Origin of the sequence: Pseudomonas sp. NDM, from assembly GCF_003105095.1 — a bacterium.
GTDB lineage: Bacteria > Pseudomonadota > Gammaproteobacteria > Pseudomonadales > Pseudomonadaceae > Aquipseudomonas > Aquipseudomonas moraviensis_A.
This window is the reverse complement of record NZ_QETJ01000101.1, coordinates 1-17973: the sequence shown is the minus strand read 5'-3', so window position 1 is coordinate 17973 and position 17973 is coordinate 1. Positions and strand designations below refer to the sequence as shown.

Annotated in this window: 16 protein-coding genes; 1 reads left to right on the top strand and 15 read right to left on the bottom strand. The window is 62.5% G+C overall.

Annotated features, from left to right (window positions below; genetic code table 11):
* Positions 1-105: 105 nt before the first annotated feature.
* The 15 genes from DCO47_RS18630 to DCO47_RS18555 all read right to left on the bottom strand — a co-directional run bounded on the left by DCO47_RS18630 (position 106) and on the right by DCO47_RS18555 (position 17198).
* Complete coding sequence (locus DCO47_RS18630; RefSeq protein ID WP_218279820.1) at positions 106-3204, bottom strand: error-prone DNA polymerase; 3099 nt, start codon at positions 3202-3204, stop codon at positions 106-108.
* Positions 3180-4595, bottom strand: a complete 1416-nt coding sequence (locus DCO47_RS18625; RefSeq protein ID WP_083352942.1) for a DNA polymerase Y family protein — start codon at positions 4593-4595, stop codon at positions 3180-3182. Before DCO47_RS18625 ends, DCO47_RS18630 begins: the two co-directional genes overlap by 25 nt.
* Before the next feature lie 5 nt (positions 4596-4600).
* Entirely contained in the window at positions 4601-5218 is a 618-nt protein-coding gene (gene imuA / locus DCO47_RS18620) for a translesion DNA synthesis-associated protein ImuA (protein ID WP_116658647.1), read from the bottom strand.
* Positions 5218-5835, bottom strand: a complete 618-nt coding sequence (gene lexA / locus DCO47_RS18615) for a transcriptional repressor LexA (RefSeq protein ID WP_116658646.1) — start codon at positions 5833-5835, stop codon at positions 5218-5220. The genes imuA and lexA overlap by 1 nt, the downstream gene beginning before the upstream one ends.
* Before the next feature lie 147 nt (positions 5836-5982).
* Positions 5983-6288, bottom strand: a complete 306-nt coding sequence (locus DCO47_RS18610) for a DUF971 domain-containing protein (protein ID WP_064361807.1) — start codon at positions 6286-6288, stop codon at positions 5983-5985.
* A complete protein-coding gene (locus DCO47_RS18605; RefSeq protein ID WP_064361808.1) occupies positions 6285-7247 on the bottom strand; it encodes a HEAT repeat domain-containing protein in 963 nt (320 codons plus the stop codon). Before DCO47_RS18605 ends, DCO47_RS18610 begins: the two co-directional genes overlap by 4 nt.
* Positions 7244-8092, bottom strand: a complete 849-nt coding sequence (locus DCO47_RS18600; RefSeq protein WP_083352945.1) for an ABC transporter ATP-binding protein — start codon at positions 8090-8092, stop codon at positions 7244-7246. The genes DCO47_RS18605 and DCO47_RS18600 overlap by 4 nt, the downstream gene beginning before the upstream one ends.
* A complete protein-coding gene (locus tag DCO47_RS18595; RefSeq protein ID WP_064361810.1) occupies positions 8092-8868 on the bottom strand; it encodes an ABC transporter permease in 777 nt (258 codons plus the stop codon). Before DCO47_RS18595 ends, DCO47_RS18600 begins: the two co-directional genes overlap by 1 nt.
* Before the next feature lie 237 nt (positions 8869-9105).
* Positions 9106-10530, bottom strand: a complete 1425-nt coding sequence (locus tag DCO47_RS18590; protein WP_173867334.1) for an ABC transporter substrate-binding protein — start codon at positions 10528-10530, stop codon at positions 9106-9108.
* Positions 10531-10741: 211 nt separating this feature from the next.
* Positions 10742-10987, bottom strand: coding sequence for a ferredoxin family protein (locus tag DCO47_RS18580; RefSeq protein ID WP_007959413.1), 246 nt, complete (start codon positions 10985-10987; stop codon positions 10742-10744).
* A gap of 27 nt (positions 10988-11014) precedes the next feature.
* On the bottom strand, positions 11015-12745 hold the full coding sequence (locus DCO47_RS18575) for a fumarate reductase/succinate dehydrogenase flavoprotein subunit (protein ID WP_116658645.1): 1731 nt from the start codon (positions 12743-12745) through the stop codon (positions 11015-11017).
* On the bottom strand, positions 12742-13494 hold the full coding sequence (locus DCO47_RS18570; RefSeq protein ID WP_064361813.1) for a GntR family transcriptional regulator: 753 nt from the start codon (positions 13492-13494) through the stop codon (positions 12742-12744). The genes DCO47_RS18575 and DCO47_RS18570 overlap by 4 nt, the downstream gene beginning before the upstream one ends.
* Positions 13495-13699: 205 nt before the next feature.
* Complete coding sequence (locus DCO47_RS18565; protein WP_116658644.1) at positions 13700-14587, bottom strand: Dyp-type peroxidase; 888 nt, start codon at positions 14585-14587, stop codon at positions 13700-13702.
* A 75-nt stretch (positions 14588-14662) separates the two neighbouring features.
* A complete protein-coding gene (locus DCO47_RS18560) occupies positions 14663-15385 on the bottom strand; it encodes a DUF72 domain-containing protein (RefSeq protein WP_116658643.1) in 723 nt (240 codons plus the stop codon).
* Positions 15386-15410: 25 nt separating this feature from the next.
* Positions 15411-17198, bottom strand: a complete 1788-nt coding sequence (locus tag DCO47_RS18555) for a thiamine pyrophosphate-requiring protein (protein WP_116658649.1) — start codon at positions 17196-17198, stop codon at positions 15411-15413.
* Positions 17199-17378: 180 nt separating this feature from the next.
* On the opposite strand from DCO47_RS18555, the gene DCO47_RS18550 reads away from it, so the two are divergent.
* Positions 17379-17879: a cupin gene (locus DCO47_RS18550; protein WP_116658642.1), complete on the top strand. Its 501-nt coding sequence runs from the start codon at positions 17379-17381 to the stop codon at positions 17877-17879.
* The last annotated feature ends 94 nt before the right edge of the window (positions 17880-17973 follow it).

The window sequence follows — 17973 nt, the reverse complement described above, 5'->3', positions numbered from 1 at the left end:
GCTCGCGAAAGATGCGTATCAGGCTAATTCTCTCTGACTGGTTGACCGCTTTCTCGAGCAGGCTCGCTCCTGCAGGGGGTTGAGGTTTGGCTTGGGTGCCTGGAATCAGTGGAAATCCCGGCTCTGCACGTGAATGCCATTGAGCAGTGGGCTGAGGTCGCTCATGCGCCCGGCGATCAGGTGGCGCACATCGCCTTCGCGTTCCCAGCGGCCATCGACCTTGAGCAATTGCGAACCGACCAGCACCTGTCGCTGACGCTCGGCCAGATCACGCCAGACCACCACATTGACGTTGCCGAACTCGTCTTCCAGGGTTACGAACGTCACCCCGCTGGCCGTGCCGGGGCGCTGCCGGCCGGTGACCAGCCCGGCCACGCTGACCGGCCGGCCATGTTCAATATCCAGCAATTCCCGCGAGCTGCGGCAGCGCCGCGCCTGCAACTCGCCACGCAATAACGCCAGCGGATGCGGCCCCAGTGTGGTGCCCACCGTGGCGTAATCGGCATGCAGGTCTTCACCAACGCTGGGTTTGGGCAGGACGATTTTGTCTTCTTCTTCGTTGGGCAGTCCGGCGAACAGGCCGAGTTGTTTCTGCACCCCGGCCACCTCCCAGCGCGCACGATGGCGGTGCCCGGCCAGACCGCGCAAGGCGCCGGAGTCCGCCAGCAAGGCTTGCGCACGGCTGTCGAGGGCGGCGCGTTCGCCCAGATCCGCGACATCGGCAAAGGCTCCGTGGCGGCGCGCGCTTTCAATGCGCCGGGCGTCCTCTTCGCGAAAGCCTTTGATCATGCGCAGGCCCATGCGAATCGCCGGTTGCCCGGCACTCAGCGGCTCGAGGCTGCAATCCCAATCGCTGGCCCGCACATCCACCGGGCGGATCTGCAATTGGTGCCGGCGCGCGTCCTGCAGAATCTGATCAGGGCTGTAAAAGCCCATCGGCCAACTGTTGATCAACGCACAGGCAAACGCCGCCGGCTCGTGGCATTTGAGCCAGCAACTGGCGTAGGTCAGCAAGGCGAAACTGGCGGCGTGGGATTCGGGGAAGCCGTAACTGCCGAAGCCTTTGATCTGCTCGAAGATCTGCGCGGCGAATTCCGGGGTGTAGCCGTTCTTTTTCATGCCGGCTGCCAGACGTTCCTTGTGCGGTTCCAGTCCGCCATGGCGCTTCCACGCAGCCATGGAACGACGCAGCTCATCGGCCTCGCCGGGGCTGTAGTCGGCAGCGACGATGGCGATCTGCATGACCTGCTCCTGAAACAGCGGCACGCCCAGGGTTCTTTTCAGCACGACTTCGAGCGCCGGCGACGGATAGGTTTCCGCCTCCTCGTTATTACGCCGGCGCAGATACGGATGCACCATGCCGCCCTGAATCGGCCCCGGCCGGACGATCGCCACTTCGATCACCAGATCGTAGAACGTCTGCGGTTTCAGGCGCGGCAGCATCGACATCTGCGCGCGCGACTCGATCTGGAACACGCCGACGGTATCGGCGCGGCTGATCATTGCGTAGGTCGGTTTGTCTTCGGGCGGGATCGTCGCGAGCGTCAGATCCAGTTCGCGATGCCGGCGCAGCAGGTCGAAACAACGACGGATGGCACTGAGCATGCCCAAGGCGAGGATATCCACCTTGAGCAGGCCGACCGCATCGAGGTCGTCCTTGTCCCATTGGATGATGGTGCGATCGGCCATGGCTGCGTTTTCGACCGGCACCAGGGTGTCCAGCGGCTGCTCGGAAATCACGAAACCGCCAGGGTGCTGCGACAGGTGCCGGGGGAAGCCGATCAGTTGCCCGGTCAGGCTCAACACCCGGCGCAGCACCGGACTGTCCGGGTCGAAGCCACCCTCGCGCAAGCGCTCCAGCGGTGGCGTTTCATCACTCCAGCGGCCGCAGCAATCGGCCAGCGCATTGATCTGATCCGGCGGCAGGCCCAGAGCTTTGGCCACATCGCGCACGGCGCCGGTGGCATGGTAGGTGCTGACCACCGCCGTCAGCGCAGCGCGCTGCCGACCGTAACGGTTGAACACGTATTGCAGGACTTCTTCGCGGCGCTCGTGCTCGAAATCGACGTCGATATCCGGCGGCTCGTTGCGCTCCCTGGACATGAAGCGCTCGAACAGCAGCGTGGTGCGATCCGGATCGATCTCGGTGATGCCCAGGGCAAAACACACCGCCGAATTGGCTGCCGAACCGCGGCCCTGGCAGAGGATTTTCTGCGTGCGGGCAAAGCGCACCACGTCGTGCACGGTGAGGAAGTAGCTTTCGTAGCCGAGTTCGGCGATCAGTTGCAGTTCGTCGTCAATCTGCTTGAGCACCTTGGCCTGAGGCCCTTCCGGCCAGCGCCAGGCGATGCCCTCCTCGGTCAGTTGCCGCAACCAGGAACTGGCACTGTGGCCCTCGGGCACCAGCTCTTTCGGATATTGATAGCGCAGTTCGCTCAGATCGAAGGTGCAGCGTCGGGCCAGTTTGACCGATTCCTCGAGCAAGGCCGGCGGATACAACTCGCGCAGCACATCGAGACAGCGCAGATGCCGCTCGCCATTGGGGTGCAGACGCAAACCCGCTTCGGCCACCGGGACGTGATGACGAATGGCGGTCATGGTGTCCTGCAAGGCGCGGCGGCCCCGGGCGTGCATGTGCACATCGCCGCTGGCCAGCGCTGGAATCTGCAGCTCATTCGCCAGCCCCGATAGTGCTGCCAACCGCTGTTGGTCGTTCTGCCCGCAATGCAGTTGCACCGCCAGCCACAGGCGTTCGCCGAAAGTCTGTTTCAGCCAGCGGCCCTCTTCCAGGTCATCCGCCGAATCCGGCACCCACACCACCAGCAACCCCGGCAGCGCTTGGTCGAAGTCTTCACGCAGTACCTGATACTGGCCTTTCTGCGTACGTCGCCGGGCGCGGGTGATCAAACCGCACAGGGCCTGATAACCGGCAAGGTTCTCCACCAGCAGCACCAGTTTCGGTCCGTTGTCGATGCGCATCTCGCTGCCGATGATCAGCGGCAATTCGACGGACTTTGCCGCTTGCCATGCGCGGACGATCCCGGCCAGGGTGCATTCATCGGTGATCGCCAGCGCCTGATAACCCTGCTTTTTCGCCCATTGAAACAGCTCCAGTGCACTCGAGGCACCACGCTGGAAACTGAAGTTCGACAGGCAATGCAGTTCGGCATATCCGGTGTTCATGCGAACCAGCCCTGCAGCCACAGCGGACCGCCCTCACCCACGGCGCGCCAGGCCCAGCCTTGTTGACCGGCGCGGTTCTGGATCAGGTAATAATCACGCCGCACGTCGCCACCGTCCCACCAACCGGATTCGATGCGTTCCGGCCCCATGAGAATCCGCGCCGAACCTTCCGGCACGCTTTGCAGTTCGTTGAGCAGCCAGCCGGGACGCTGGACGCTGGGCAAACCTGTGCAAGGCTGTTTATCGACGGCGTTCTGCCATGCGCACTCGGGGCGATGATCGGCCTGAAAGCGCAACCCCTGCACGGCATCATCACCCAGCCGTGCGCGCAGGCGTTCGCGCAATTGTTCCCAGGGCAAAGTCTGCTGCGGGCGGTCGTCGAACAGCTCCTGATACTGCGGCACGAAACTCGGCAGGTCTTCGGCGCGCAAGCGAAAACCCCGTACCGGCGCCTCGACCTGCACGTGTTCGAGTCGCCCACGGGCCAACTCGAAGAGCATTGCCGCATCACGTTCGGCACTGAGCAGACCGACCTTGATCACCGTGTCCGGCAGCCCTGCGTGTTCCAGATGCAAATCGAAACGCTGCACGCCACTGTCGCGCCCGCAAAGGAATGCCGACAGATCGCCGGTCAGGCGTCGTAACGGAAACAGCAAGGCCTGATGGGATTGCACGTCGAAATTCAGTTCGATGCGGATATCGAAACGGTCTGGCGGCAGATAGAACGCCAGCGCCAGAGGGCGTGCGCCGAACAGCGTGTCGAGGTGTTTGAGCATCTGCGCCTCGAAACGTCGGGCCAGTGCCTGACGTGGCAGGCTTTGTACCTGACTGAGATTGCGCAGGCCCATGCGCGACAACGCCGTAGCGACATTGGGTTCCAGGCCGACACGGTCGACAGGCAATTGCCCGAGGTGATGCTGCAAGGCTTCGCCGTCCGGCACCACCAGGCCATCGTAAGCATTGGCCAGCACCCGCGCGGCCACCGGGTTCGGCGCCGCGACGATACGGTGCCGAAAGCCCAGGTCTTGCAACTCTTGGCGCAGGCGAGCTTCGAATTGCGGCCAGGTGCCGAACAGGCCGAGGCTCGATTCAATCTCGAACACCACGGTGCGTGGGTAATGCACGCTGACCTGCGCGCTGAAGCGATAGGCCCACGCAGCAAGAAACTGCTGCCAGTGTTCGACCTCGGCTACCTCGTAATCGGCGGTGGCAAAGCCTTTGCACATGGCTTGCGCGGCAGTCATCGACATGCCAGGGCGCAGGCCGAGTTTACGCGCCGCCGGATTCACCGCTTGCAGCACCCTGCGCTGGGCCGGGCCGCTGAGCAGCACCAACGGCTCATCAGGATCGGGCCTCTGACGCAGCACGGCGTCGAGGGCCAATTGCGGAAACAGAATACATACCCAGCGCATGACGATCAGTGCCCCACGGCAAAGGCAATCGGCGCCGCACGCGCCAGCCCGCCACGGCACTTGAGCACCCGTAACTGCGCCGGTCTGGCATCGATGGCAATCCGTAACGCTGCTGGTGAGGGGTTGACCGCTTCGCTCAACGGGCGCCAGGCAAAGGCCAGGGTCTGGCCGGTTTCCGCCGCCACCTGCAAACGCCGCAGCGCACGGTCATCGGCCTTGTTCGGCCAGCACAGCACTGCACCGCAACTGCCCGAGCGCAAGCACTGCTCCGCCGCCCACAAGGCATCGCGTTCGCTGGCCTGAATCACCGACAACTGGCGCAGATCAACCCCGGCATTGGCCCAGGCCTGCGGGTACGGCACAAATGGCGGTGCCACCAGCACGATGCGCTCACCCGCCGCCGACAATCGCGCCAGGGTCGGCCAGACCAGTTGCAGTTCACCGACACCGGGGCCGGCGAGGAGGATTTCGCTCAGCGCCGCTTCCGGCCAGCCGCCGCTGGGCAGAGCCGCGTCCAATGCCGCATGCCCGGTCGGCTGCGGGCTCGCCGCCGGTGGCGCAGGCCGGCCGCGCCAGACCTGGCCGCCATTGAACAGCGTATCCAGTTCAACGACGGCGCCCATCAGCCTTGCCTCACCAGACCACAGAACACGCCTTCGATGGCCAGATCCTGACCATCACGCACAACAATCGGCTGATAGGCCGGGTTGCGCGGCAACAGGCGCACTTCATCACCGATCCGCTCGAAGCGTTTGATGGTGACTTCACCGTCCAGACGCGCAACGACGATCTGGCCGTTGAGCGCCTCAGGATTGCGCCGCACCCCGACCAGATCACCGTCGAGGATGCCGTCTTCGATCATCGAGTCGCCCTGCACCCGTAGCATGTAATCCGGGGTGCGGGAGAACAGTGCCGGGTCGAGCAGCAAACGGTTATGGATATCGGCATCCGCGCCAATCGGCGCGCCGGCGGCCACGCGACCGAGCACGGGGATCTCCAGCAGCTCCGGACGCGGCGGTTGCCCCAGCAGGCGAATGCCGCGGGCCTGATGCGGATTGACCTCGATGAAACCGGCTTCGGTGAGCGCCAGCACATGCTTGCGCGCCACGCTGCGCGAGGCAAAACCAAACGCCTCGCTGATTTCAGCGAGGCTTGGGGGCTGACCGTGCTCGGCGATGCGATCGCGGATAAAGGTCAGAATGGCGGTACGGCGGGGAGTCAGGTTTGTCATGGAGTACATTTGTACTCCTGCGGGAATTTTATGACAAGAACCGCCAGTCGGCGTAGGAGCTGCCGAAGGCTGCGATCTTTTGATCTTGCTTTTAAAAGTCAAAGTCAAAGTCAAAAGATCGCAGCCTCGTTTCACTCGTCAGCTCCTACAGAATCCTCATGTCTCTGTAAGAATGCGGGGAGGCGAAGAATCAAGCTGCGCCAGATACTCCCACGGGTAAATCCCGCGTTGATGCCCATCGCTGAACACCAGTTGCACGCCATACCCCTGCGGGTTGAGTTCGATCAGGCGTACGCGATCATCAACCAGCGGCGTGATGCCGCGCAGGCGAAACGCGCGGCATTGCGAGCACGGGCATTGCCGGCGCAGATCGGCGTGCTTGAGCAACGATGCGCGCCCGTCCGGCCAACTCAGCCGCAACGTGCGCGCACTCTGCGAGTTGCCCACCGACAACGGGTTCATTGCAACTGACTCAATGCGATGCGCACGGCTTTGCGCACTTCCGGGTCGCCGTCGTCCTGCGCTGCCTGCAACGCGGCCACGGCGCCGCGTTCGTTCAACTCTCCAAGAGCCAGCGCGGCCTCTTTGCGCAGGTTGCTGATGCGGTGGCCGAGAGTATCAATCAGCGCGTCCAGCGCCGGGACGAAGCGCAGTCGACCGAGGCTGCGGGTGGCGCGCAGCCGCACTTGCCAATAGTCATCGCTCAGCGCTTCGACCAAAGCCGGGCCGGCGTCGCTGTGGCCGACCTTGCCCAGCGTGGTCGCGGCTTCTTCGCGTACTTGCCAGGCATGATCATGCAAGGCCTGGCGCAGCGCCGGCAGCACATCGACGCCGCTGGCCAGACCGAGCGCACCGGTGGCGGCGCGACGCACTTCGGTGTCCGGATCGTCGCTGGCCAGGCAGGCCAAGGCTGGCAGTGCGTCGAGCTGTTTGAGCCAGCCGAGTACCCCGACCGCTTCGCGACGGACACTGGCATCGGCATCACCCAACGCTGCGAGGGCAGCCGGCGCGGCCTCGGCGAAGCGCAATTCTCGTAACGCCCGAAATGCAGCGATACGCACACTGACGTCGGCATGGGCGGTCCACGGCAGAATCACCCGACCTGCCGCTGCAGTCTTGAGCAGGCTCAGACTCTGCGCGGCCGCCGACTGTACGGCGGGCGACGGATCCGTTAGCGCTTCGCACAAGGCTTGCACGACCGCTTCGTCTTCCCACGCTTCAAGCAATCGCGCAGCTTCAGCCCGAACATCCTCAGCGGGATCCTGGCGTAGTCGATCGACCAGCCAGAGCAAGCCATCCGGTTCTTCGAGATCGGCCAGATCAATCAGGGCAATGCGCCGCACGCCGGCGTCTTCCGCCGTCAGGCGCGGTTGCAGGGCGAGGATGTCTTCGTTATCGGTCACAGCAAAAATAGAGGTCATAGGGCAAATCGCGGCAAAGGGTTTTCAGGAGGCAGACCGAGCGGATTGAGGCGCGGCAGCGGTCGGTCGTTGTCGTGGCGCAGCAGGTCGAGGCAGTGGCGTTTGAGGCGGGCGAACTCGGGGCTGGTCACCAGTTCACTGGTGCGCGGGCGTGGAAAGTCCAGACGCAAGTCTTCGATGATCCGCCCCGGTCGCGCGCTCATCACCAGCAAGCGATCGGCAAGAAACAGCGCCTCGTCGATGTCATGGGTAACGAAGACCACGGTGGTGCGGATGCGCGTCCAGATGTCCAGCAGCAATTCCTGCATGTTCAAGCGGGTCAGCGCATCCAGCGCACCGAACGGCTCGTCCATGAGCAACAGACGCGGGCGATTGACCAGCACCCGGGCAATCTCGACCCGTTGCTGCATGCCACCAGAGAGCTGATCCGGCCAGCGTTCGGCAAAGTCTTCGAGCCCAACCAGCTTGAGCATGTCGTCAGCGGCGCGATGCCGCTCAGCCTTGCCGACGCCGCGCATCTTCAGGCCGAAGGCGACGTTGTCGCGCACCGTGCGCCACGGGAACAGCGTGTGATGCTGGAACACCATGCCGCGCTGCGGTGACGGGCCGGCCACTTCACTGCCGTCGACTTTCAGGCTGCCGGTCCTGGCATTCAAGTGGCCCGCCAGGGCGCCGAGCAAGGTCGACTTGCCGCAACCGGACGGGCCGAGGATGCAGACGAACTGACCGGGTTCGATCTGGCAATCGAGGCCCTGCACTGCTTCGAAGGCTTCGCGGCCCTGGCCGAGGACGATGGACAACTGGCGGATGTCGATCCGCCCTTCCGGGGTTTGCATCACGCTCATCAGGCTTTGCCTCGCGGTCGATGCCAGGGCGTGAACAAGCCGCCCAGGCGTTTGATCAGCCAACTGCTGCCCATGCCCAACACGCCGATCAGGAGCATGCCGACGACAATGTCGGCGTAGTTCTGAATGGTGTAGGACTCCCAGGTGTAATAACCGATACCGAACTGCCCGGAGATCATTTCCGCCGTCACCAGACAGAACCACGAAGTGCCCATGCCGATCGCCAGGCCAGTGATGATGCTCGGCGCAGCGCCCGGCAGGATCACTTCCAGCAGAATCGCCCCGCGCCCTGCTCCGAGGCTCTTCGCCGAGGCAATCAGACGTGGATCGACGCCTTCGACGCCGTGCACGGTGTTGAGCAGGATCGGGAACAGCGCGCCGGTGAAAGTGATGAAGACCATCGACAACTCCGAGGACGGAAACATCAGGATCGCCAGCGGAATCCAGGCTACGGCGGGGATCGGGCGGAGGACTTCCAGTGGCGGCAGCAGGATGTCTTCGGCCCACTTCGAACGACCGATGGCCAGCCCCAGAGCGATGCCGATCAGCAATGCGGCGAGGTAGCCGGCAAAGACGCGACCGAGACTGCTGCTCAAGTGCTGCCAGAGTTTGCCGGAGTCGCCCAGGCCCAGCGCGGCTTCGATCACCGCCAGTGGCGTCGGCACGTTGGCGAAGGTCACCAGGCCGAGGTTCCAGTGATGGCTGGCGGCGAGTTGCCAGAAGAGCAGGCAGAGCAACAGGGAGCTGATTCTTGGTGCCCAGCGTAGTGTTTTCATGAGTGGCATTTCCGCTTGCGGATCTGTGTGATGGCTGAAATCTACCCCCTCACCCCAGCCCTCCCGAAACGTCGGACCGCCCCCAAGGGGGCGAGGGGGAAAGGGAGCCGACCTGCGTGCTTTTCAAAACCTGAGTTCGACTCGGTATTTCACGTCGGCGTATCTCTCACAAACAACTCGGTCAGTCCCCTCTCCCTCCGGGAGAGGGTTAGGGTGAGGGTGAGGGGCTTTTGATCTTCAGCGCGCAGCGACGGCTTGCGCAGTGGCATCGCTGAAATCGAACACCTTGCCGCCCTGCGCCGTGGCGTATTGCTGGGCCTGGCCCTTGAGCAGAAATGCGCTGAGGCGGCCCTTGGCATCGCTGGCAAACCAGGCTTGTTCAGCGAGCAACTTGATCCCGCTGTCACTGGCCTGCGCATACACCGCACGAATGTTCTTGCCCTCCTGCTTGAGCGCAGCCAGGGCGGTGAACGCCGATTCAGCCGAGCCGTAACGGCGGACTTTTTCCTCACCGCGCACCCAGATCTCAGCGACATGGCTAACGTCGGTGATGGCCTTGCCCGTCGCCGCATCCACACCCGGTAAAGGCGTCTGCGCGTAGTTGGCCAGTTGCGCGGTGTAATCGAGGTTCGAGGCCTTGAAAGCGGCGCGGATGTACTGGTCGTCGATGAAAGTATTCAGATCAAGCCCGCGATCGGCTTTCTTCAGCAGCTTCAACGTGTCGATGGCGGTGCCGACGGCCTGACGATATTCAGGTTTCCAGCTCAGGTCGCGGGTCTGCACGCCCAGCGGGCCGTGGAACAGGTAGTTGACCTCGGCATCGACGCCGGTGACTTTGGCGATCAGCTCGCTGTACTTCTCCGGCTCGGCGGCGAGCAGTTGATTGGCTTCGATGCTGGCGCGCAGGTAGGCGACGACAATTTCCGGGTACTTTTTCGCATAGGCCTGATCCACCAGCGCGCCATGGAAGGTCGGCGCGTTGGCCTGGGCGCCGTCGTAGATCTTGCGGGCGAAACCACGGCTCGGGAACAGTTCGGCGAACGGCACGAAATCGGCGTGTGCATCGATCTTCCCGGCTTGCAGCGCGGAGCCGGCGACTTCCGGTGGCTGGGCGATGATGTTGACATCCTTGAGCGGGTCCCAGCCCTGCTCTGCCACGGCGCGCAGCAACATGCCGTGGGCCGTCGAGGCGAATGGCACGGAAATGGTCTTGCCCTTGAGTTCACTCAGGCTCTGCACGGCCGAGGCGCTCGGCACGACGATGCCGTTGCCGCTGCCCTTGATGCTGCCCGACAGCACGCTGATGAACAGGCTGTGCTTGCCCGCCGTTTCGAACGCCACACCATTGAACGCACCGGGGAAATCAGCCATGGCGCCGAAGTCGAGTTTGCCCGCGACCATCTCGTTGGTCAGCGGCGCGCCACTGGTGAAGTTCTTCCACTGCACGTCGTACTTCGCGTCTTTGTAGGCGCCGTCGTGGGGCAGGTATTTTTCCAGCAGACCGAGTTCACGGATCAACAGCCCGCCGGCGGCGCAATTGATGGTGGTGTCCTGGGTGCCGATGGCGATGCGGATCGTTTCGGCCGAGGCCGACAAGGTCAACGAAGCCAGTACCAGACCGGCAAGTGCTGCACGCAACATGAGTGTTTCCCCTCGAATCATTGGTTTGAAATTCGTCTCCGCCGCGATCAGGGCGCGGTGGGAAACGAGGGGTTTTCGGTGAATCGAGCGTCCGGGGTTTCCGGATGGCTTTGGTTTGTCACAGTTCCAAATGTAGGAGTGAGCCTGCTCGCGATAGCGGTGTGTCAGCTAACACATCTACATCTGACCCACCGCTATCGCGAGCAGGCTCACTCCTACAGGGGAAAGCGTTTCAACGCAGGAGATAGGGGATTTCGACTTTGACGGCCCCCGTCGGGCAATCCTTCTCGCACGGCATGCAGTACCAGCATTCATCGAAGGCCATGTAGGCCTTTTGCGTGGCCGGGTTGATCGCCAGCAGGTCCATCGGGCAGACGTCGACACACACGGTGCAGCCCTTTTCGGCGATGCATTTGTCCTCGTCCACGGTGACCGGGGCGTTGGAGCGGAAGAAGATTTCCTGAGCTTGATAAGCCATGGTTCGGACTCTCTGAAAAATGATGCTTCAAGCGGCGAAAGCGCCGACCCGCAGGCGGTCGTAGGCCTGCATTTCCTCGGCGTCGAGCGGGATGATGTAAGGCTCGACAGCTTTCTTGAAACTGCTCATGCGGCCGTCCTCGCCCTTCTTCAGATGGCAATGGCAGAACCATTCGGCATCGTTGCGTTGCGGATGGTCGACGCGATAGTGGTACAGGCCCCAGCGGCTTTCGGCGCGGAACAACGACGCGCGGGCGGCCATTTCGGCGCAGTCGCGGATCACGCTGGTTTCCATCGCGCGCATCAATTCATGAGCGTTGTTGGCTTTCATCTGCTCGAGATCGCGTTCGATGTCGCTGAAACGTTGCAGACCAATCTGCATCTTCTTGGTCACTTTCGGCGGTTGCAGGTAGTCGTTGACGAAGCGCCGCAGCTTGTACTCGACCTGCGCCGGCGGCAGGCCTTCTGCGCGATCGAGCGGCGCGTAGACCCGGGCTTTTTCCCTGGCGATCTGCTCGGCGTCCAGTGCGGAAAACTCGCGGTCGGCGACAAACTCCGCGGCGTTGTGCCCGGCGAACCAGCCGTAAGTGAACGCGCCAAGCATGTAGTTGTGCGGCACCGCAGCCATGTCGCCGGCCGAGTACAAGCCCTTCACCGACGTCTCGGCACGCTCGTTGACCCACACGCCGGACGCCGAGTGACCGCTGCAGAAACCGATCTCCGAAATGTGCATTTCGACCATCTGCGTGCGGTAGTCGGTGCCACGATTGGCGTGGAACTGGCCACGGCTCGGGCGCTCGTTGCTGTGCAGGATTTCCTCGATGTTCTGGATGGTTTCCTCGGCCAGGTGATCGAGCTTGAGAAACACCGGGCCGTTGCCGCTTTCCAGTTCCTGATGGAATTCCCACATCATCTGCCCGCTCCAGTAGTCGCACTCGATGAAGCGTTCGCCCTTGTTGTTGGCGGTGTAGCCACCCAGCGGGCCGGTGACGTAGGCGCAGGCCGGGCCGTTGTAATCCTTGATCAGCGGGTTGATCTGGAAGCACTCGAGGTTCGCCAGTTCGGCGCCGGCGTGATAGGCCATCGCGTAGCCGTCACCCGCATTGGTCGGGTTTTCGTAAGTGCCCATCAGGTAGCCCGACGACGGCAGACCGAGGCGTCCGGCCGCGCCGCAGGCAAGAATCACCGCTTTGGCCTTGATCACGTGGAAATCGGCGGTGCGGCAGTCGAAGCCCATGACACCGTTGACCGCGCCCTCCTCGTCAGTCAGCAAACGCGTACAGACCAGACGATTGGTGATGCTCACCCGTGCGCGTTTCAACTGCCGATACAGGACCTTCTTGATGTCGTGCCCTTCCGGCATCGGCAACACATAGGCGCCCATGTGGTGGACCTTTTTCACCGCGTAATCACCGGTTTCGTCCTTCTCGAACTTCACCCCCCACCGGTCGAGCTGCTCGATGGTTTCGAAACTGTGGGTGGCGTAGGCGTAAACCGCCGCCTGATTGACGATGCCGTCATTGGCGATGGTGATTTCCTTGGTGTACTGCTCCGGCGTCGAATGCCCCGGGATGATCGCGTTGTTCAGGCCGTCCATGCCCATGCTGATCGCGCCGCTGCGTTTGACGTTGGCCTTGTCGACCAGCAACACGCGCAAATCGCGGTTCTTCTCTTTGGCCTTGATCGCCGCCATCGGCCCGGCCGTACCACCGCCAATCACGACGATGTCGTATTCCTGTTCTAGAACGTTGCGGGTCATGCCTGCTCCCCTTTCTGCCGGTCGATCCGCAGGCGGTACTGGAACGCATCGCCACGGTAATAAAGGTGTTCGAAGTCCAGCGGCTGGCCCTGGGCGTCGTGGGTCAAACGCTCGATGCGCATGATCGGCGAGCCGGCTTCAACGTTGAGTGCCTGGGTCAGGTCGCTATCGGCCAGCACCGCGTCGATGGCCAGATCGGCGTGGCCGAGGGCGATGCCACAGTCGTTTTCCAGAATCAGAAAGATGTCGCGAGTGACCAGATCCGCCTTCTCCAGCCGCTCGCCGAGCGCTTTGGGCAGGTAGGTGATTTCCAGCGAGATCGGCTCGCGGTTGATCAGCCGTACGCGCTTGATCTGCGCGACGATCTCGCCTTCGGCCACCTGCAGACGCTCGGCGACTCGTTTGTCAGCGGCGATGAATTTGAAGCTGCGCAGGCGGTTGATCACCTCGTAGCCGCGCCCGGTCATCGACTCGGCAAGGCCTTGCAGGCTGCTGACGTTTTGAAAGGTTTTCGGCTTGGCGACGAAGGTGCCCTTGCCATGGATCTTGAAGATCAGCCCTTCCTTTTGCAGATCGCCCAGGGCCTGGCGCACGGTGATGCGGCTGACTTTGAACAGTGCACCGAGCTCGCTTTCAGAAGGCATCTGACTGTCTTGCGGGTATTCGCCATCGAGAATTCGCGCACGCAGGACATCGCGCAACTGGGTGTGCAGCGGAACGCTACTGAGGGAGAGAACGTTATCGGTCATCACGAAATCACTTGTCATAACGAGTTATGACGTGATCTTAGAGACGTTATGACAAGCTTGAGAAATATTGTTTGGGCATAACCTTAGATTCGCCCTTGAGATGCAAAAGATCGCAGCCTTCGGCAGCGCCTACAGATTGAGTGCGATTGCCCTGCAGGAGCTACCGAAGGCTGCGATCTTTTGACGTTACCCTTTTGCTCAATCCTCAGCCGATGCGCAGCGCACGCAGATCAAGACGTCCGTCCACGAGCGGCGGGCACCAGTAGTAGCCGCCGGTGATCGGTCGGCTGATCTGGTACAGACCATCGGCGATTCCGTCTTCCAGACCGCTCATGCGTCGCAGTTGTGCTTCGAAGGCATCGAGGGAAAAACCGAAAGCGAGGAACATCAAACCGGCGCGGTCGCCTTCGATCCATGGCATCGAGCGGCGCACCACGAAAGCTTCCGGGGCGAAGCTTTCCTGGGCGGTGCGTTTGACGTGGGCCGAGATCGGCGCGTCGTCGATTTCTTCGTTATCGCTCAGGCGACGCCCCATGATGTCGTCCTTGGCGCCAGCAGTGAGGCGATGAAAGCCGTTGAGATCGTGCTGCCACTGCTGGATCGCGGCGAAACTGCCTCCGACCAGCCCATCAGCGCCCGTGCTCAGCAACGCGGCGGCGACAGCGGCGTCGTCATGGGGGTTTTCCGTGCCGTCTTCGTAACCGGTGAGGTCGTGGCCTTCCATGTGGCGGAAGGCTTCCTGCATCTGCACCAGGCGCAAGGCCGGGGCCAGCGCGGCTTCGATGGCATTGCTGCGATTGAGCAATTCACCCCGGTCGACACCGTGCAACCAGACCCACAACGCATGCTGGGTCGACGGGTTGTCCACGCCGACGCCGGTCAGGGCCGGGAAGCTGCGCAGGCCAGCGATCTCAACGTTCAGCGCCTTGGTCAACGACTCACCAAAGCCCACCACTGCCGACTTGCCATCCACCAGCATCAGCAGATTGTCGATCGCTTGCGGCAAGGCTTCCACCGACGCCAGAGCGAAAAACAGATGACGTGCTTGCGCAGGAACAGGGGTGGCGAGAATGCCCGGCTGGTAGTAACTCATGTGAACTCCTTGAAAAAGTGCGCGGAGTTTACCTGTAGCCGGATGGTTTGTGTGGGTGGCGAAAGCGTCGCTGTTTCAGCGTGAACGGCCTTCGATCAACGCCTTCAAAGCCAGCGCATCTGCCGTGGCCGCGCCGCTGGCGGTGTTGTCGAAGATGCACCAGATGTCTCTGCCTTCGGCTTTCGCACTCTGCAGGGTCTGAGCAAGCTGCCGCAGACAAGCCGCGTCATAAGCGCTGTGATAAATCCGCGGCGAGCCATGCAAGCGCCAATACTGCAGGCCCTGCCAGCCGCCCGGCGCGGTGTCGGTGCTGATCCGTGACGGATCGACCGCTGCCTGGGCAATCTGCAGCTCCACCAGCAGTGCCTCAGCGTCAGTCCACGATTCGTGTCGCGGTTCCAGCACCACGCTGCCTTGAAAACGCTCGCGCAAGGCGCCGAAGAAAGCCTCGGCCACCGGCGCATCGAACGCCAGTTTCGGTGGCAGTTGTACCAGCAGGCAGCCGAGGCGATCACCCAAGCCTTCGCACTGGCCGAGAAACTCATCGAGCGCGGCCGCGCTGTCCGCCAGCCGTTGCTCATGGGTGATGAGCTTCGGCACTTTGACGGCGAAGCGAAAGTCCGGTGGCACCGAGTCGGCCCAGCGCTCGTAGGTCTGGCGTCGATGCGGGCGGTAGAACGAGCTGTTGATCTCCACACAGTTGCAGCGCGCGGCGTAGCGTTGCAAGTGCGTGCCCTCGGCAGGAAATGCCGGCCAGTGCTCGCGACCGAGGCTCCAGCCGGCACAACCGATGAACATTACAGGCTCGTTCAAGCGCCCACCGTCATTTTTTGCCGGGCAACACGGAACCAAGCACCTGCTTGGCGGTTTGCATGATCACCCCGGCCTCGTCCGGATCACCCTTGAGCAGGGTCGTGGCGAATTTCTTCGCTTGCTCAAGCTTGATGTGCGGTGGCAGCGGCGGCACGTTCGGGTCCGTCTTGAACTCGATCAGCACCGGCACTTCCGAGGCGAGCGCCTGCTCCCACGCAGCCGCCACGTCTTCTTCGCGATCAACGAAGATGCCCTTGAGGCCAATGGAAATCGCGAACAAGTGATACGGCACGTCGGGAATGCTCTGCGACGCTTCAAACTTGGGATCGCCCTCCATCACTCGCTGCTCCCAAGTGACCTGATTGAGGTCTTCGTTGTTGAACACCGCGCAGATCCATTTCGGGCTCTGCCACTGCCGCCAGTATTTGGCGACGGTGATCAGCTCGGCCATGTTGTTCATCTGCATCGCGCCGTCGCCGACCAGGGCAATCACCGGGCGCTCGGGAAAGGCGAATTTCGCCGCGATCGCATACGGCACCGCAGCCCCCATCGAGGCCAGGCCACCGGACAAAGAGCATTTCATGCCCCGGCGGATTTTCAGGTCGCGGGCGTACCAGTTGGCGCAGGAGCCGGAATCGCTGGTGATGATTGCCTGATCAGGCAAGCGCGGTGACAGCTCGTAGACCACCCGTTGCGGGTTGACCGGATCGGCCTTGGCCATGGCGCGTCTCTCCAGGGTTTTCTCCCAACTGCCGCGCCAGCCTTCGATCTTCTTGCGCCATTTGTTCGAGGTTTTCTGTTCCAGCAGCGGCAGCAACGCAGCGAGGGTTTCCGCTGAATCACCGACCAGATTGACCTCCATCGGATAACGCAGGCTGAGCATGTCCGGTTGCAAATCGATCTGCACGCCGCGCGCCTGGCCTTCCTTGGGCAGAAATTCGGAATACGGGAAGCCCGAACCGATCATCAACAAGGTGTCGCACTCGCTCATCAGCTTGTAGCTGGGCTCGGTGCCGAGCAGGCCGATGCTGCCGGTGACCCACTGCAATTCGTCGGGCAACGCCGCTTTGCCCAGCAGCGCTTTGGCCACACCTGCGCCGAGTTTTTCCGCCACGGCGATCACTTGATCAGTCGCCTCCAGCGCGCCGGCACCGACCAGAATCGCAACTTTCTCGCCACTGTTGAGCACTTCGGCGGCGCGTTGCAGATCGCTTTCATAAGGCACGACTTTCGGCTTGCTGTAACCGACGCCGGAATGCGCTGTGCCATGGGCGCGCGCCGGTTGTTCGTAGGGCAGATCCTGCAAGTCATTGGGCAGGATCAGCGCGGTGACGCGGCGCTCGCCGACGGCAGTTCGCACCGCGCGATCGAGCAGATGGCGCACCTGCGACGGCGCCGAGGCCTGCTGCACAAATGCACCGGCCACATCCTTGAACATCGACACCAGGTCCAGTTCCTGCTGGTAATGACTGCCCAGCGCCGTGCGCGCCTGCTGCCCGACGATGGCGAGCACCGGCATGTGGTCCATGCGCGCATCGTAGAGGCCGGTGATCAGGTGCGAAGCGCCGGGGCCGGACGTGGCGATACACACGCCCAGCTCGCCGGTGAACTTGGCATGGGCCGAGGCCATGAACGCAGCCATTTCCTCGTGCCGTGCCTGGACGAATTCGATCTTGCCTTTGGCCCGGCTCATGGCGCCGAACACGCCGTTGATGCCATCGCCCGGATAGCCAAAAATTCGCGTCACGCCCCATTCGCTGAGCCGTTCCACCAGAAAATCACCTACTGTCATCGTCATCTTGACCCTCGCCATTTGCTGCTGCATGGACATGTAAGGGTCTGGACAGCCCGCTTCGCGGTGAAGTTTCGCTGGATTGTCCGGGCATGGACTTTGGCCCCGTGTTTACGCAGCAACGATTTTTTGAGGCGAGCACCCTGCCCTGCGGTCGATTGAAAAATGATCGAAGGAGGATTCGCCATGACTGAAGTACAAACCTTGCTGCTCGAACGCAATGACTGGGTGCCGAACAATCCGCGTCTGCCGGTGCTGATCTATCGCCACGCGATCACCATCGAGGGCGACGATCCCGCAGCGCGTTTCGAGCAGATGTTCGGCGCCAACGGCTGGCCAGCGCAGTGGCGCTACGGAATTTATGACTATCACCACTACCACACCGAAGGCCACGAAGTGCTTGGCGTGGCGGCCGGTCAGGCGCGGTTGATGCTGGGCGGGCCGAATGGGCAGGTCGTCGACGTCAGCGCCGGGGATGTGTTGTTGCTGCCGGCCGGGACTGGCCACTGCAATCTGGGTTCGAGTGAGGATTTTCTGGTGGTGGGCGCGTATCCGCCGGGGCAGCAGGCGGATATTTGTCGGGCCGCGCCGAGTGATGCGCAGTTGGCGCGGATCGAGGGGCTGGCGTTTCCTGAGACAGATCCGGTGCAGGGAACCGGGGGTGCGGTTGGACAGTATTGGATTTGATGATTCACCACATAACCCCGTAGGAGTGAGCCTGCTCGCGATGCGGTGTGTCAGTCACTACTTCTCTACCTGATACACCGCTATCGCGAGCAGG